Here is a 14,880-nt window from a genome sequence, read left to right on the forward strand (position 1 = left end):
CCGCAGGCCCCGCGGTCCAGGCCCCTCTTTTCTCCGATTCCTCCATTCCCATTCCTCCAGAGGTCCCATGTTCGCCACCCAAGTCTCCGCATGGCTGCAGCGCCGCGGCATCCACTACGGATGGATCGTCGCCGCCATCACCTTCCTGACCATGCTGACGATGTCGGCCGCGCTGGGCCTGCCCGGCGCGATGCTGCAGCCGCTCGGCAAGGAGTTCGGCTGGAGCACCGAGCAGATCTCGTCCTCGCTCGCGCTGCGCTTCGCGCTGTTCGGCCTGATGGGTCCGTTCGCCGCGGTGCTGATGGAGCGCTGGGGCCTGCGTGCGGTGATCTGCACCGGCCTCGCGCTGGTCGGCCTGGGCATGGCGCTGGTGACGATGGCCTCGCAGCTGTGGCAGCTGTTCGTGCTGTGGAGCCTGATGCTGGGCCTGGGCACCGGCATGACGGCGCTGGTGCTCGGCGCGGTGGTGGCCAACCGCTGGTTCGTGGCGCGCCGCGGGCTGGTGGTGGGCATGCTCACGGCGAGCTCGGCCACCGGCCAGCTCGCCTTCCTGCCGGTCGCGGCCTGGATGATCGAGCACTGGGGCTGGCGCTCGGCCATCGTGCCGATCGTGATCGGCAGCCTGCTGATCGGCGTGCTGGCGCTGTGCCTGATGCGCAACCGGCCGTCCGACCTCGGCCTGCGTCCCTTCGGCGAAGCTGCCGACGCACCGCGGGCGCCGGCCGCGCCCGCCGCGGCGATCACCTTCGCCACGCCGTTCCGCGTGCTCAAGGAGGTCGCGACCAACCGCACCTTCCTGATCCTCGCCGCCACCTTCTTCATCTGCGGCCTGAGCACCAACGGCCTGGTGCAGACCCACTTCATCTCGCTGTGCGGCGACAACGGCATGGGCGCGGTGCCCGCGGCCTCGGTGCTCGCGATGATGGGCGCCTTCGACTTCGTGGGCACCATCCTGTCGGGCTGGCTGTCCGACCGCTACGACAACCGCAAGCTGCTCTTCTGGTACTACGGCCTGCGCGGGCTGTCGCTCTTCTGGCTGCCGCACTCGGAATTCACCATCTACGGCCTTGGGCTGTTCGCGATGTTCTACGGCCTCGACTGGATCGCGACCGTGCCGCCCACGGTCAAGCTCGCGGGCGCCACCTTCGGCCCGGCCAAGGTCGGCATGGTGTTCGGCTGGGTGTTCGCCGCGCATCAGCTCGGCGCCGCCACCGCGGCCTATGGCGCGGGTTTCGCGCGCACGCTGCTGCTGACCTACACCCCGGCGCTCTACGTCGCCGGCGCGGCCTGCCTGCTGGCGGCGCTGATGGTGATGGCGATCCGCCGTCCGTCGGCGCCCAAGAACAATGCGGCGCCCGCCACGGGCGGCACCGCCCCGGCCCGCGCCTGATCGTCCCCACGCCACGGAGTACCCGGCCATGACCGCTTCCGCCGCCGATCTCGATCCGCGCACCCGCCGCCTGCTCGAGGCGCCCATCGTTCCCACGCTGCTGCGGCTGGCCGCGCCCAACGTCCTCGTGATGGTGGCGCAGGCCTCGGTCGGCCTGATCGAGACCTACTTCGTCGGCAAGCTCGGCACCGACGCGCTGGCCGGCATGGCGCTGGTGTTCCCGATCGTGATGCTGATGCAGATGACCTCGAGCGGCGCCATGGGCGGCGGCATCTCGTCGGCCATCCGCGCGCGCGCTCGGCGCGCGCCGCCGCGCCGATGCCGACTCGCTGGTGTGGCATGCGATCGTCATCGCGCTGGGCTTCGGCGTGCTGTTCTCGCTCGCGCTGTTGTTCGGCGGCCGCTGGCTCTACGGGATCATGGGCGGCAGCGGTCCGGCGCTCGAGGCGGCCCTGACCTATTCCAACTGGGTGTTCTCGGGCGCGGTGCTGGTGTGGCTGTTCAATTCGCTGTCGGCCATCCTGCGCGGCACCGGCAACATGGCGGTGCCGGCCAACGTCACGGTGGTGGGCGTGGTGTTCCTGATCCCCGCCTCGCCGCTGCTGATCTTCGGCTGGGGCCCGCTGCCGGGCATGGGCATCGCGGGCGGCGCGATGGCGCTGCTGCTCTATTACCTGCTGGGCTCGATCGCGCTGATCGTCTACCTGCGCTCGCCGCGCAGCCTGCTCAAGCCCGCGCTGGCGGCGCTCAAGCTGCGCTGGCCCTTCTTCCGCGACATCCTGCGCGTCGGTCTCGTGGGCACGGTGTCGACCGTGGCCACCAACCTGTCGATCGGCATCGCCACCGCGCTCACCGGCCACTTCGGTCCCGAGGCCCTGGCCGGCTACGGCACGGCCTCGCGGCTCGAGTACCTGCTGGTGCCGCTGGTGTTCGGCCTGGGCGCGCCGCTGGTCGCCATGGTCGGCACCTGCATGGGCGCGGGCCAGCGCGAGCGCGCGCTGCGTGCCACCTGGATCGGCGCCGCGCTGGCCTTCACGCTGGCCGAGACCATCGGTCTGCTGGCCGCGCTGTTCCCGCGGCCGTGGCTGATGCTGTTCGGCCACGACACCGCGATGCTCGACACCGGCATCCACTACCTGCGCGTGGTCGGTCCGCTCTATGGTTTCTTCGGCGTCGGCCTGGTGCTGTACTTCGCCTCGCAGGGCGCGGGGCGCTTGCTGTGGCCGGTGATCGGCAACCTCGCGCGGCTGGCCGTGGCGGGTATCGGCGGCTGGCTGGCGCTGCGCTGGGGCGCGGGGCTCACCGGCGTGTTCGCCGCGCAGGGCATCGCGCTCGTGGTCTACGGCCTGGTGATCGGCTCGGCGATCGCGGGCGGCGCCTGGTTCGGCCGCGTCGGCTGGCCGCGCACCACCAGCGGGCTGCTGCGGCGCATGGCGCAGGCCTGAAGCTTTTCTTTTCTCCACTGTCCAAAGGTCTGCCATGAACATCAAGGATTCGGTCGTCTTCATCACCGGCGCCAACCGCGGCCTGGGGCTCGCCTTCGCCAAGGCCGCGCTCGCGGCCGGCGCGCGCAAGGTCTACGGCGCCGCGCGCGACCCGAAGACCATCACCCTGGCCGGCGTGGTGCCGGTGGCGCTCGACGTGACCCAGCCGGCGCAGATCGAGGCCGCGGTGCGCGCCTGCGGCGACGTGTCGGTGCTGGTCAACAACGCCGGCATCTCGCGCGGCTCGAACCTGCTCGGGCCCGACGCGGTGGCGGCCGCGCGCGCCGAGCTCGAAACCAACTTCTTCGGTCCCTGGGCGCTGTCGCGCGCCTTCGCGCCGGTGCTGGCGGCCAACGGCGGCGGCGCCATCGTCAACGTGCTGTCGGCGCTGGCCTGGACCACCTTCCCGAGCGTGGCGACCTACAGCGCGACCAAGTCGGCCGCCTGGTCGCTGAGCAACGGCCTGCGCAACGAACTCGTGGGCCAGGGCACGCAGGTGGTCAGCGTGCACGTGGGCTACATGGACACCGACATGGCCGCGCACGTCGATGCGCCGAAGACCTCGCCCGACGAGGTGGCGCGGCTGGCTTACGAGGGTGTGGAGAAGGGCCTGCCCGAGGTGCTGGCCGATGCGATCTCGCGCGGGCTCAAGCAGGGCTTCGCCAGCGACGCGCCGCCCTACGCGCAGGTGCCCGCGGCCTGAATGCGGCGGCCATGAAAAAGCCGGGCGCGAGGCCCGGCTTTTTCGTTGCTGGTGACGACCGCGTCAGTAGCGGTACGGATTGTTGGGACGGCGGTCGTAGCGGTTCGGCACGCCGTCGCGGTCGTTGTCGTGGCGCCCGTAGCGGCGGCCTTCGTAGCGGTCATGGCGGTAGTAGCGATCGCCGCGGTGATAGCCCGGGTGGTAGTGAGGCGGCGGCGGGGGCGCGTAGTAGCGGCGGTCGTAGTGGCGATGCGGCGGTGCCGGGGTCACGTAGACCTGGGCCTGGATGAAGGGGCCGCTCTGCGCCTGGGCCGGAGCGCTGATCGCCGCCAGCGAGAGAAGGGCCGCGGCGCCGAATGCGTAGGTGAGCTTTTTCATGGCAACTCCAGGGGAGTGGTTGTTGATGGGTGTCATCCTCCCGCGTTCTTGTCAACGCTTTGTAAGGCGCGGGCGAAATCCGATGAAGCGCTGTAACGCCGGGGCGTAGGACTTCGCTCACGGCGACGGGGCGGATTCTGCCCGCGCGAATGCCGCGTCCAGCGCCAGACGTAACGCGCCGCGGCCACCGCCGCAAGGCAATTGAAAGCACGGGAAACGCCTCGACACAAAGAGGCCGCCGCTGTCGCCGCATGGCGACGAGAAAAGCGCGCGAAAAGGCTCAGCCGCGCGGTGCCGGCAGCATGCGCCGCAGCGCTTCGAAGAACAGGTCGGACTGCTCGCGCTCGCCCTGGATCTGCGCCGCCACGCGCGCGGCCAGCTCGCGGTTGACCGGTGCCAGCGGACGGCCCGTCGACTGCGCGATCACCTGGTGCAGGCAGGCGCGCTCGAGGTAGTAGAGGTCGTCGTAAGCATGGGCGATGGTGGCGCCCGCCACGATCACGCCGTGGTTCGCGAGGAAGGCCACGTCCTTGCCGGCCATCGCGCGTGCGATGCGCTCGCCCTCGGCATCGTCGAGCGCGAGGCCGTTGTATTCTCGGTCGACGGCGATGCGGTCGATGTAGCGCATCGCGTTCTGGCTCGCGGTCGGATCGAGCGCGCGGTCGACCGTGATGGTGAGCGCGGTCGCATAGGGCATGTGGCAGTGCAGCACCACCGCATGGCCCGCGATGCGGTGCACCGCGCCGTGGATGAACAGGGCGGTGGGCTCCACGCGGTGGCGGCCCGCGAGCACCTCGCCGTGCACGTCGATCAGCACGATGTCGTCGGCGCCGATCTCGCTCCAGTGCAGGCCGCGCGGGTTGATCAGGTAGCGGTCCTGCCGGCCCGGCAGCATCACGCTGAAGTGGTTGCACACGCCTTCCGACAGCCCGTGGTGGGCGGCGGCGCGCAGCGCGAGCGCGAGGTCTTCGCGCAGCTGGCGCACGTCGGGGCTGGCGTAGTCGGCATCGGCGGACATCGTGATCCTCTGGTGTTCTGCGTGGGGGGAATCGAATCAGGCGCGCGTCGTGCCCGTATACGCGGCGATGAAGCGCTGCGCATCGTCGCGCACGGCCTGCGCGTTCTTGCCGGGCTTGAACAGCGCCGAGCCGATGCCGAAGCCGGCGGCACCGGCCTCGCGCCATTCGGTCATGTTCGAGGGCGTGATGCCACCCACGGGCATCAGCGGCGTGCCGCGCGGCAGCACCGCCAGCAGCGCCTTCACCACCGCGGGCGAGGCCAGCTCGGCCGGGAACAGCTTGAGCCCGGTGGCGCCCGCGGCGAGCGCGCCGAAGGCCTCGGTCGGAGTCATCACGCCGGGCAGGCACACCAGGCCCAGGCGGGCCGCCTCGCGCACCACCGCGGCATCGAAGTTCGGCGACACGATCAGCTCGCCGCCGGCGGCCTGCACCTCGCGCACCTGCTGCGCATCGAGCACCGTGCCGGCGCCGACCAGCGCCTGCGGAAAGCGCGCGCGCAGCCGGCGCGATGCTGTCGAGCGGCCGCGGCGAATTGAGCGGCACCTCGAGCAGCTGGAAGCCGGGCTCGACGATGGCGTCGCCGACGGCATCGGCTTCATGCGGCTCGAGCCCGCGCAGGATGGCCACCAGCGGCAAGGTGCGCAGGGCGGCGTCGAATTTGTCGAAGGGCGTGGTCATGATGGGGTGGCGGAGGAAATCGAGGAAGCCGGACAGCGCATGCAGTCCGGCCCAGGTGGCTTCGGCGCCCAGCGAGCGCGTGGCCGTGCCGCTGGCGCGCAGCGCGAGTGCGTAGCGCTGGGTGAGGGCGGACGAGCCGATCAGCACCACCTCGCCCGCGGCCTGCAGCGACTGGGTGCGCAGCTCCTCGCCGATCAGCAGGCCCGAGATAGCTCGCGAGCTCGGCGCGCGGCATGCGCTCGAACAGCGCCAGCGTGCGCGCGCCGAAGGCGTTGTGCAGCAGGCCCTGGCCGTTGTCGGCGCGGGTCACGCCCTCGACGAAGGCGGCTTCGTCGAGCGGCGCCGACGCGTCGAGCGTGCGCGAAAGAATCGAGTGCTGGCTCAGCAGCGCATAGAACTCGCCGGTCATGAAGGTGCGGAAACCGGTCACGCGGCCCTTCTTCACCGTGGCCCACTTGTTGTGCGTGCCCGGCAGCACGAACAGGCCCTCGTCGCGGCCCAGCAGCGACAGCGCGCCGAAGATCTGCACCTCCTCGCCGCGCATCACATCGGGCACGCCGTCGTGCTCGTCACTCAGGCCCGGCACCATCGCGATGCGCTGGCCGGGAATGGCATCGATGGCGATGATGCTGCGGCCGACCTCGACGCGGCCCGCGGGGCAGGCGCAGTAGGGTGCCTCGACCCAGCCCTGCTTGCTGCCGGCCATGCCCGAGATCAGGCAGCGCGCGCCGCGCTCGCGCATCCAGTCGCCGAACAGCTGCTCGAACACCGCGGGGAAGCCGCCCGCCGGCACCGCGAGGATGCCGCGCGCGTCGCTGCGCTCCTCGCGCACCGTGCCGTCGGCCGCGATCAGCGCGCCGCGCAGCGAGCTCGTGCCCCAGTCCACCGCGACCAAGGGACCCGTCATCGCCGCCATCAGTGGTTGTCGCGCGGCACGAAGGCGCCGCGGCGGCCGCGCAGGAACGACAGGTCGGCGCCTTCGTCGGCCTGCAGCACGGTGTCGACGTAGAGCTTCCAGTAGCCCGAATCGAGCGGTGCCTTCGGCGCGACCCAGGCAGCGCGCCGGCGCGCCAGTTCCTCGTCGCTCACGTGCAGGTGCAGCTTGCGGTTCGGCACGTCGAGCTCGACGATGTCGCCGTCCTGCACCAGCGCCAGCGGACCGCCGGCCGCGGCCTCGGGCGCGGTGTGCAGCACCACGGTGCCGTAGGCGGTGCCGCTCATGCGCGCGTCGCTGATGCGGACCATGTCGGTGATGCCCTTGCGCAGCACCTTGGGCGGCAGCGGCATGTTGCCGGCCTCGGCCATGCCGGGATAGCCCTTGGGGCCGCAGTTCTTGAGCACCATCACGCAGTGCTCGTCGATGTCGAGGTTCTCGTCGTCGATGCGGCGGTGCAGGTCGTCGGCGCTCTCGAACACCACCGCGCGGCCCTTGTGCACCAGCAGCTCGGGCGTGGCCGCGCTGGGCTTGATGATCGCGCCGTTGGGCGCGAGGTTGCCGCGCAGCACGCAGATGCCGGCCTTGTCCTTGAACGGCTCGGCCTGGGTGCGGATCACCTGCGGGTTGTAGTTCTCGGCGTGCTTCACGTTCTCCCACACGCTCTGTCCGGTGACGGTGAGGATGTCCTTGTGCAGGTGGTCGGCGATCTCCTTGATCACCACCGGCAGGCCGCCGGCATAGCAGAAGTCCTCCATCAGGAACTGGCCCGAGGGCTGCAGGTTCAGGATGCAGGGCAGCTCGGAGGCCAGGCGGTCGAAGTCGTCGAGCGTGAGCTCGACGCCGATGCGCCCGGCGATCGCCAGCAGATGGATCACGAAGTTGGTCGAGCCGCCGATCGCGGCGTTGACCTTGATCGCGTTCTCGATCGCCTGGCGCGTGAGGATCTTCGACATGTTCAGGTCCTCGTGGACCATGCCGACGATGCGCCGGCCCGCCTCGCGCGCGAGCACGTTGCGGCGGCCGTCGACGGCCGGGAAGGCCGCGTTGCCCGGCAGGCCGATGCCCAGCGACTCGACCATGCTGGCCATGGTGCTCGCGGTGCCCATCGTCATGCAGTGGCCGTGGCTGCGGTGCATGCAGCTCTCGGCCTCGAAGAAGTCCTGCAGCTTGAGCGTGCCGGCGCGCACCTGCTCGCTCATCTGCCACACGCCGGTGCCCGAGCCCAGTTCCTGGCCGCGCCACTTGCCCGAGAGCATCGGGCCGCCCGACACGCCGATGGTCGGCAGGTCGACGCTGGCCGCGCCCATCATCAGCGCGGGCGTGGTCTTGTCGCAGCCCATGAGCAGCACCACGCCGTCGAGCGGATTGCCGCGGATGCTTTCCTCCACGTCCATGCTCGCGAGGTTGCGATAGAGCATGGCGGTGGGGCGCAGCAGGGTCTCGCCGAGCGACATCACCGGGAACTCGAGCGGGAAGCCGCCGGCTTCGTAGACGCCGATCTTCACCTGCTCCGCGAGCGTGCGGAAGTGCGAGTTGCAGGGCGTGAGTTCGCTGAAGGTGTTGCAGATGCCGATGACCGGGCGGCCGTCGAACTGGTCGTGCGGCACGCCCTTGCCCTTCATCCAGCTTCGGTAGATGAAGCCGTCGCGGTCGTGTCGTCCGAACCACTGCTGGCTGCGCAGCTCTTCGGGATCTTTCTTCTTGGGAGGGGTGCTCATCGAGGGTGTCTCCGGTTGCGGGAAGGCGCCGCGGGGTCAGGGTTTGTCCTGCCGAACCGCATTTTCAATCATCATATGATAAGCGCGCTGTCCTGGCGGGGCGCTCAGGGTTTCCGAGCGAGCGGGGCGCGCCGGGCGGCCTTGGCCGCGTCGCACAACCAACGGCTTCGCATGATCAAGAACGTCCACGGCAACACGGTCGATCGGCTCGGCAGCGACATCGTCGCGGGCCGCTACGCGCCCGGCGCCGCGATCCCGCCCGAGCCGATCCTGTGCGAGGAACTCGGCGTGAGCCGCACCGTGGTGCGCGAATCCATCAAGTCGCTGATCGCCAAGGGCCTGGTCACCACCGGCCCCAAGGTCGGCACGCGCGTGCAGCCGCCCGACCAGTGGAACTGGTTCGATGCCGACGTCATCGTGTGGCAGACGCAGGCCGGCCTGTCGATCGAGTTCCTGCGCGACCTGCAGGACCTGCGCCGCGTGGTCGAGCCGGCCGCGGTGGCGCTGGCCGCCTCGCGCGCCACGCCCGAGGACATCGCCGACATGGAGGAGGCCTACGCCGGCATGAAGCAGGCCATCGAGTTCGGCGGCGACTACATCACGCCCGACCTGCGCTTCCACCAGGGGCTGATCCGCTCCAGCCACAACCGCATGCTGGTGCAGATGAGCCGCGCGCTCGGCGCGCTGCTGCGCACCAGCTTCGAGATATCGACCACGCGCAAGAACGGTCCCGCGAGCTCGCTGCCGCTGCACCGCGCGGTGCTCGACGCGGTGATCGCGCGCAACCCGGCACGCGCCGAGAAGGCGGTGCTGGTGCTGATCGACGGCGCGCGCCAGGACATCGAGACCGTGCTGGCCTCGCGCCGCAAGATCCCGCGCATCAGCCGGCCCGCGACCCAGCTCAAGGCCTTCGCGCTCTAGCAGGCGAAGGCGACGAGGCGGCAGGAGGCCGCGCGCAGCCGCGCAACGACGGAACAAGCGAACAACAACACAAGGGCAACAGGAGACATCGAATGAAGAGGTTGATCGACGGATTCTTCCGGGTGCTGGAATTCCTCGTGGTCGCATGCATGGTGGCGATGGTCGTCATGGTGTTCGGCAACGTGGTGCTGCGCTATGGCTTCAACTCGGGCATCACGGTGTCCGACGAGATGTCGCGCTACTGCTTCATCTGGCTCACCTACATCGGCGCCATGGTCGCGATGCGCGACGGCGCGCACCTCGGCGTCGACACGCTGATCCGCCGCCTGCCGCGGCTGGGCAAGACCATCTGCTTCGTGCTCAACCAGCTGCTCATGCTGTTCTGCAACGTGCTGTTCTTCATGGGCACCTTCGAGATGCACGAGCTGCAGCGCACCAACGTCTCGCCGGTGGTCGGCATCTCGATGATCTGGGTCTACGGCATCGGCTACGTGGTGTCGGTGGTGATGGGCATCATCAACCTCAACAAGCTGTGGCGCCTGGCCACCGGCCGCGTCTCCGACGAGGAGCTGGTGCAGGTGATGGAGTCGGAGGACGTGGCGCACGAGCCCGTCGCCGCCCCCGCTAACGCTTCGGGCACCGCGGGAGGTGCGCGATGACGGTCACGGTCTTCATCGTCTCGCTGCTCGCCGCCATGGCGATCGGCATGCCGATCGCCTATGCGCTGCTGGTCTGCGGCGTCTCGCTCATGGGCTGGCTGGCCTACACCGGCGGCCTGCCGGCCTTCGACAGCCAGATCATCGCGCAGCGCTTCGTCGACGGCGCCGACAACTTCCCGCTGCTGGCCGTGCCCTTCTTCCTGCTGGCCGGCGAGTTCATGACGGCCGGCGGACTGAGCCGGCGCATCGTCGACATGGCGATGGCCTGGGTCGGCCATTTCCGCGGCGGCCTGGGCTACGTGGCGGTGGTGGCCGCGATCATCATGGCCTCGATCTCGGGCTCGGCGGTGGCCGACACGGCGGCGCTCGCGGCGCTGCTGATCCCGATGATGAACCGCGCGGGCTACGACACCAACCGCTCGGCCGGCCTGATCGCCGCGGGCGGCATCATCGCGCCGGTGATCCCGCCGTCGATCGGCTTCATCGTGTTCGGCGTGGCGGGCAACGTCTCGATCACCAAGCTCTTTCTCGCCGGCATCGTGCCGGGCATCCTGATGGGCGTGGCGATCGGCATCGCCTGGTGGATCGTGGCGCGCCGCGACAAGGTGCAGGCCGCGCCGCGCGTGCCCTTCGGCGAGCGGCTGGCGATCACCGCGCGCGGCAGCCTCGCGCTCGCGCTGCCGGTGGTGATCATCGGCGGCATGAAGTTCGGCATCTTCACGCCGACCGAGGCGGCCGTGGTGGCGGCGGTGTACTCGTTCGTGGTCGGCATGTTCGTCTACGGCGAGCTCAAGGTCTCGATGCTCTACCGCCTCACGCTGGCGGCCGGCAAGACCACCGCGGTCGTGATGTTCCTGGTGGCCGCGGCCATGGTCAGCGCCTGGCTCATCACGGTGGCCGACATCCCGGGCGAGGTCACGCGGATGCTCGAGCCCTTCATGGGCAACAAGACGCTGCTGATGCTGATGATGATGGTGCTCATCGTCATCGTGGGCACCGCGCTCGACTTCACGCCCACGGTGCTGATCCTCACGCCGGTGCTGATGCCGGTGGTGCTCAAGGCCGGCATCGACCCGGTGTACTTCGGCGTGCTGTTCATCATGAACAACGCCATCGGCCTGATCACGCCGCCGGTGGGCACCGTGCTCAACGTGGTGTGCGGCGTGGCGCGCATCACCATGGACGATGCCTTCAAGGGCGTGATGCCCTTCCTGATCGCGCAGCTCATCGTGCTGTTCGCGCTGGTGTTCTTCCCGCAGATCGTCACCGTGCCGCTGTCGTGGTGGCTGGCGCGCTGAGGGCGTTTCGCAGAGTTTCCCGTCCGTTCGTTCATCACCCAAGAAGTAGGAGACACAGACCATGATCCAGCGCAGAACCCTCATGGCGGCAGCGACCGCCGCGGCCCTGATGGCGGCCACGCCGGCCTTCGCCCAGTTCGCCGAACGCACCATCAAGTTCACCAACGGCGTGAACGAGGACCATCCGGTGGGCCTGGGCGTGAAGAAGATGCAGGAGGTGCTGGCCGCCAAGACCGGCGGCAAGATGAAGATCGTCGCCTTCTGGGGCGGCGCGGCCGGCGGCGACCTGCCGGCCACGCAGGCGCTGCGCGCGGGCACGCAGGAGATGGTGTGCACCTCTTCCTCGCCGCTGGTGGGCATCGTGAAGGAACTCGGCGTGTTCGACCTGCCGTTCCTGTTCAACAACGAGAAGGAGGCCGACGCGGTGCTCGACGGCCCGGCCGGCGAGTACTTCAACAAGAAGCTCGAGGCCGCGGGGCTGGTGAACCTGGCCTACTGGGAGAACGGCTTCCGCAACCTCACCAACAGCAAGCGGCCGGTGGCCAAGGTCGAGGACCTCGAGGGCATCAAGGTGCGCGTGATGCAGAACAACATCTTCCTCGACTCGTTCAAGACGCTGGGCACCAATGCCGTGCCGATGGCCTTCGGCGAGATCTTCACCGCGCTCGAGACGCGCACCATCGACGGCCAGGAGAATCCCTTCGTGACCATCGAGACCTCGAAGTTCAGCGAGGTGCAGAAGTACCTGAGCGTGACGCGCCATGCCTACACGCCGTTCCTCGTGCTCTACAGCAAGAAGCTCTGGGACCAGCTCAAGCCCGAGGAGCAGGCGGTGCTGCGCGAGGCCGCGATCGAGGGCCAGAAGGTGGAGCGCGCCGCCAACCGCGCGCTCAACGAGAAGTCGCTCGCGAGCCTCAAGAAGACGATGACGGTCAACGAGGTCTCGCCGGCCGAGCAGAAGCGCATGCTCGACAAGGTGAAGCCGGTGTACGACAAGAACGTGCCGGCGATCGGCCCCGAGGCCGTCAACGTGGTGATGGACGCGCTGAAGAAGGCGCGCGGCGGTTGAGCTGAAACACGGGCAGCCGGACGCAGAGGACGCGAAGGTTTCGCAAAGGGCGCGAAAGAGAAACTCAAAATTTTTCTTGTCTCCCTTTTGCGAGCTTCGCGAATCCTTCGCGTCCTCTGCGTTCGGAAGTTCGTTCCCGCTTTCGAACCCATTCGCCATTTCGTGCCCTCTGGGGGCCATGGATGACTGACATGAAGATCACGCAGCTCGAAACCATCCGCCTCGGCGAATTCCCCAACATCCTCTGGGTGCGCCTGCACACCGACGAAGGCCTGGTCGGCCTCGGCGAGACCTTCATGGGCGCCGAGGCGGTCGAGGCCTACCTGCACGAGTGGGGCGCCCACAAGCTGCTGGGCACCGACCCGCTGGCGATCGAGGCGCGCAACCGCGACCTCACGGGCTACCTGGGCTGGCGCGGGTCGGGCGTGGAGACGCGCGGCAACTCGGCCGTGGACATCGCGCTGTGGGACCTGTTCGGCAAGGCCGCGAACATGCCGGTGCACACCGCGCTCGGCGGCAAGAGCCGCGACGCGATCCGCATCTACAACACCTGCGCGGGCTACCAGTACATCCGCAGCGCCACCAACCAGACCAGTTCCAACTGGGGCATCGGCAACGCGGCCGGGCCCTACGAGGACCTGCAGGGCTTCCTGCACCATGCCGACGAGCTGGCCGAGTCGCTGCTGTCGGAGGGCATCACGGCGATGAAGATCTGGCCCTTCGATCCGGCGGCCGAGCGCAGCCACGGCCAGTACATCAGCAACGCCGACCTCGACGCGGCGCTCGAGCCCTTCCGCAAGATCCGCGGCGCGGTCGGCAAGCGCATGGACATCATGGTCGAGTTCCACAGCCTCTGGCGGCTGCCGATGGCGCAGAAGATCGCGCGCGCGCTGCAGGAGTTCGACACCTTCTGGCACGAGGACGCGATCCGCATGGACAGCCTCGACCTGCTCAGGCAGTACGCCGTCGACTGCAAGGCGCTGGTCTGCGCCAGCGAGACGCTGAGCTACAAGTCGGGGCTTCAAGGACTACTTGCAGACCGGCGTGGCCGGCGTCGCGATGCTCGACCTGAGCTGGTGCGGCGGCCTCACCGAGGCGCGCAAGATCGCGGCCATGGCCGATGCCTGGCAGCTGCCGGTGGCGCCGCACGACTGCACCGGCCCGGTGGTGTGGGCCGCATCGACGCACCTGAGCCTGCATGCGCCCAATGCGCTGATCCAGGAGAGCGTGCGCGCGTTCTTCACCGGCTGGTACCAGGGCCTGGTGACCGAGCTGCCGAAGGTCGAGAACGGCATGATCAGCCTCAACGACAAGCCGGGGCTGGGACTCGAGCTGCTGCCCGACCTGCACAAGCGCGCCGATGCGATGGTGCGAGTTTCCAAGGTCTGAAGGCGGGAGCGGACAGCCGGACGCAGAGGACGCGAAGGTTTCGCGAAAGACGCAAAAAAGAAAATCAAAAATTCTTTGGCTGTTCTTTTGCGTTCTTCGCGAAATCTTCGCGTCCTCTGCGTCCGGACCCCGATCCCGTATTCAGTCCGTCCGCAACCGCAGCAGCGCCCGCACGAACCCGTGGTCCGAGCGCGAGCGGTCGCGCCCTTCGTGCAGGTGGTCGTTGAAGTAGTCCACGCGCCGCACGTCGCCCAGGCTGTGGCGGCTGCCCGCGATGAACTCCTCGCTCACCAGGATCTGGTCGAGCACCTCCGGGTAGCCCTGGTGCACGTGCGAATAGGCCACGTCCTTCTTGAGCGCGGCCTCACCCTGCATCTCGTAGGCATTGAACAGCGCCACGTCGCGCGCCGCCTTGTCGTAGGCCACCTCGGAAGTCGCGGCCACGAGCTGGGTGGTCACGCTGTGCGGGTTGTCGTTGAAGTCGCCCATCACCACCAGCGGCACGTTGGTGCCCTGCAGCAGGTCGATCACGATGCAGCGCAGGGCCGCGGCCTCGGCGCCGCGCATCAGCAGCGAGCGCAGCGAGGCCATCGCGCCCACCTTGCGGTCGTCGCGGTCCTCGAGGTGGTTGCCCTGCGCGTCCTGCAGGAATTTGGGCCGCTTCGACTTCAGGTGCACCGTCAGCACGTGCACGGCCTGGCCGTGCTTCATGCGCAGCGTGGCCAGCAGCGGCGGCCGCTCGAAGCGGGTGTGCGGCCCGAGGCCCGGCACCTCGACGCCGAAGCCCGGCGGGAAGCCGACGAAGGACTGGATCCGGTCGACCTTGAGCCGCGTGGCGATGCCCACGCGCGGCGTGCCCTGCGCGCCGGAGCGCGGCGGCAGGCCGGGCTGCGCCGGCGCGTTCTCGGCGCCGGGCACGGCCACGAAGTCGTAGCGCAGGCCGCTGCGGTGGATCGCGGCCTTCAGCGCCGCCTCGTCCCAGACCTCCTGCACCGCGAGCACGTCGGCATTGAGCGCATGGAAGCGCTCGCCGAGCCAGTCGATCTTGCGTTCGTACTCGCGCTCGTTGTAGGCGTCCTGGTTCTCGTAGTACACGCGGTGCGGGTTCGCGAGATTGAGGAGGTTGCAGGTGGCCACGAAGAGGGTGGCGAAGTTCGGCGGGATGTACTGCATGGAGACGATTGTGTCCGGAAGGTGTTCCGGCACCAGGCGGACATGAAAAAGGGCGCCGAAGCGC

At 69.1% G+C, this 14,880-nt stretch carries 11 protein-coding genes and 3 pseudogenes; 8 read left to right on the forward strand and 6 right to left on the reverse strand.

All coding sequences use genetic code 11. The annotated features are described in order from the left end of the window. Positions 1 to 67 precede the first annotated feature (67 nt). The 3 genes and pseudogenes from ACHMXE_RS20810 (at position 68) to ACHMXE_RS20820 (ending at position 3,577) form a co-directional block, all read left to right on the forward strand. Complete coding sequence (locus ACHMXE_RS20810; RefSeq protein WP_395351091.1) at positions 68 to 1,390, forward strand: MFS transporter; 1,323 nt, start codon at positions 68 to 70, stop codon at positions 1,388 to 1,390. Positions 1,391 to 1,418: 28 nt separating this feature from the next. Further along, a pseudogene (locus ACHMXE_RS20815) lies at positions 1,419 to 2,835 on the forward strand (MATE family efflux transporter). Positions 2,836 to 2,869: 34 nt separating this feature from the next. Then, positions 2,870 to 3,577 carry an SDR family oxidoreductase gene (locus ACHMXE_RS20820; protein ID WP_395351092.1) on the forward strand — a complete coding sequence of 236 codons (708 nt, stop codon included), beginning with the start codon at positions 2,870 to 2,872 and terminating at the stop codon, positions 3,575 to 3,577. A gap of 63 nt (positions 3,578 to 3,640) precedes the next feature. On the opposite strand, the gene ACHMXE_RS20825 is transcribed toward ACHMXE_RS20820, so the two are convergent. The 5 genes and pseudogenes from ACHMXE_RS20825 to ACHMXE_RS20845 all read right to left on the reverse strand — a co-directional run bounded on the left by ACHMXE_RS20825 (position 3,641) and on the right by ACHMXE_RS20845 (position 8,307). Then, the gene (locus ACHMXE_RS20825) at positions 3,641 to 3,955 is read right to left on the reverse strand and encodes a hypothetical protein (protein WP_203202122.1); all 315 of its coding nucleotides are present in this window, start codon (positions 3,953 to 3,955) and stop codon (positions 3,641 to 3,643) included. A 280-nt stretch (positions 3,956 to 4,235) separates the two neighbouring features. Beyond that, positions 4,236 to 4,973, reverse strand: a complete 738-nt coding sequence (locus ACHMXE_RS20830) for an aldolase (RefSeq protein ID WP_203202121.1) — start codon at positions 4,971 to 4,973, stop codon at positions 4,236 to 4,238. Between the two features lie 36 nt (positions 4,974 to 5,009). Next, a complete protein-coding gene (locus tag ACHMXE_RS20835; RefSeq protein WP_395351094.1) occupies positions 5,010 to 5,573 on the reverse strand; it encodes a 2-dehydro-3-deoxy-6-phosphogalactonate aldolase in 564 nt (187 codons plus the stop codon). 82 nt (positions 5,574 to 5,655) lie between these two features. Next, positions 5,656 to 6,559: pseudogene (locus ACHMXE_RS20840) on the reverse strand (2-dehydro-3-deoxygalactonokinase); the annotation flags it as partial. A gap of 8 nt (positions 6,560 to 6,567) precedes the next feature. Further along, the gene (locus tag ACHMXE_RS20845; RefSeq protein ID WP_395351096.1) at positions 6,568 to 8,307 is read right to left on the reverse strand and encodes an IlvD/Edd family dehydratase; all 1,740 of its coding nucleotides are present in this window, start codon (positions 8,305 to 8,307) and stop codon (positions 6,568 to 6,570) included. Between the two features lie 171 nt (positions 8,308 to 8,478). Between ACHMXE_RS20845 and ACHMXE_RS20850 the strand changes: the two genes are divergently transcribed. From ACHMXE_RS20850 to ACHMXE_RS20870, 5 genes and pseudogenes are all read left to right on the forward strand, one after another. Next, positions 8,479 to 9,228, forward strand: a complete 750-nt coding sequence (locus ACHMXE_RS20850; RefSeq protein ID WP_203202117.1) for a FadR/GntR family transcriptional regulator — start codon at positions 8,479 to 8,481, stop codon at positions 9,226 to 9,228. 92 nt (positions 9,229 to 9,320) lie between these two features. Continuing rightward, positions 9,321 to 9,887, forward strand: coding sequence for a TRAP transporter small permease (locus tag ACHMXE_RS20855; protein ID WP_203202116.1), 567 nt, complete (start codon positions 9,321 to 9,323; stop codon positions 9,885 to 9,887). Then, positions 9,884 to 11,185, forward strand: a complete 1,302-nt coding sequence (locus ACHMXE_RS20860; protein WP_208513005.1) for a TRAP transporter large permease — start codon at positions 9,884 to 9,886, stop codon at positions 11,183 to 11,185. The genes ACHMXE_RS20855 and ACHMXE_RS20860 overlap by 4 nt, the downstream gene beginning before the upstream one ends. 61 nt (positions 11,186 to 11,246) lie before the next feature. After that, positions 11,247 to 12,254, forward strand: coding sequence for a TRAP transporter substrate-binding protein (locus ACHMXE_RS20865; protein WP_203202114.1), 1,008 nt, complete (start codon positions 11,247 to 11,249; stop codon positions 12,252 to 12,254). Between the two features lie 191 nt (positions 12,255 to 12,445). Then, positions 12,446 to 13,643 (forward strand): annotated as a pseudogene (locus ACHMXE_RS20870) (mandelate racemase/muconate lactonizing enzyme family protein). Positions 13,644 to 13,784: 141 nt separating this feature from the next. Here the strand turns inward: ACHMXE_RS20870 and ACHMXE_RS20875 are convergent. Beyond that, positions 13,785 to 14,816 carry an endonuclease/exonuclease/phosphatase family protein gene (locus ACHMXE_RS20875; RefSeq protein WP_395351097.1) on the reverse strand — a complete coding sequence of 344 codons (1,032 nt, stop codon included), beginning with the start codon at positions 14,814 to 14,816 and terminating at the stop codon, positions 13,785 to 13,787. Between the last annotated feature and the right edge of the window lie 64 nt (positions 14,817 to 14,880).

Source organism: Variovorax sp. UC122_21 (assembly GCF_044056785.1).
Taxonomy (GTDB): Bacteria; Pseudomonadota; Gammaproteobacteria; order Burkholderiales; family Burkholderiaceae_C; genus Variovorax.